The sequence below is a fragment of the Parendozoicomonas verongulae genome (assembly GCF_009711465.1).
GTDB classification, from domain to species: domain Bacteria; phylum Pseudomonadota; class Gammaproteobacteria; order Pseudomonadales; family Endozoicomonadaceae; genus Sansalvadorimonas; species Sansalvadorimonas verongulae.
In genome coordinates this window covers 1-475 of sequence record NZ_SMME01000528.1, presented here as the reverse complement: position 1 = coordinate 475, position 475 = coordinate 1, and the positions used below count along the sequence as shown (strand labels likewise).

1 protein-coding gene is annotated in these 475 nt (G+C 44.6%); it reads right to left on the bottom strand.

What is annotated here, in order from left to right:
• Nucleotides 1-252: 252 nt before the first annotated feature.
• On the bottom strand, nt 253-475 hold a 223-nt coding region (locus E1189_RS22775), incomplete at its 5' end, for a hypothetical protein (RefSeq protein ID WP_196220959.1).

Below are 475 nucleotides of genomic sequence, written 5' to 3'. Positions count from 1 at the left end.
TCTGAATATCGAGAACCACAAGTACGGAAGCTATAAGGCGTATACCTGCTTGGATGTCTTTGTTTGTGAGGAGGAGGCACCTGTCTGTCATAGCGGCCTCTCCCATAGTATGGCGGTATGTTCTTCATACTCTTAAACCCTTATAACAGTGATGTCTGGAGGTGTTCGTTAGACCAATTTTTTTGTATGGGATAGCGACAACAAAACAAAGGTTCAAAATGAGTCAGGGTCACAGACAGGGCTGTTTGAAGGTTACGCAGCCATATGAGTCAATAGTTGTCGTTCCCTTAGCCTCCAAAGTTCATCTTTCTTCTGTTCTTGTCGATGGGGTTCAAGGCTGCTGGCCAGATCAAACAGTAATTTCGATGTCTGTCTGAACTCTTTCTCCTTTTCTTCTTCGATACCCAAAGTTTGCAACCCATGTTGCAGCCAGACAGATAAAAAACGGAAGCAGTGAGCCAGTTGACTGAGACAG